Origin of the sequence: Enterobacter sp. HMSC16D10 (assembly GCF_001807145.1) — a bacterium.
Taxonomy (GTDB): Bacteria; Pseudomonadota; Gammaproteobacteria; order Enterobacterales; family Enterobacteriaceae; genus Enterobacter; species Enterobacter roggenkampii.
The window spans coordinates 2,521-2,763 of record NZ_KV787879.1; the positions used below are offsets into that span (position 1 = coordinate 2,521).

The 243-nt window shown below is 62.1% G+C and carries 1 pseudogene; it reads left to right on the plus strand.

Features of this window, described 5'->3' with window-relative positions:
• Window positions 1–243 (plus strand): annotated as a pseudogene (locus tag HMPREF3143_RS25955) (hypothetical protein); the annotation flags it as partial.

Below are 243 nucleotides of genomic sequence, written 5' to 3' on the forward strand. Positions count from 1 at the left end.
ATGCTTACGGCAAGTATGCGGAGCAGAAAGCGCGGGAATCCAATGCGGCGCTGGGCGCGAAGCTGGCGTCAGAAGGAAAACTGCAGGGCGATACCCTGCAGGAGCAGCAAGCATTCCTGAAGACGCAGCCCGGATATCAGAATACCGAGTACGGTCCGGGGAGTGCCTTCTGGACTAAGGGCAGCGCAGCTGCGGGCTTACTGGCAGGCGCGCTTGGCGGTAACCTGAAGGCAGGCGCGGCAG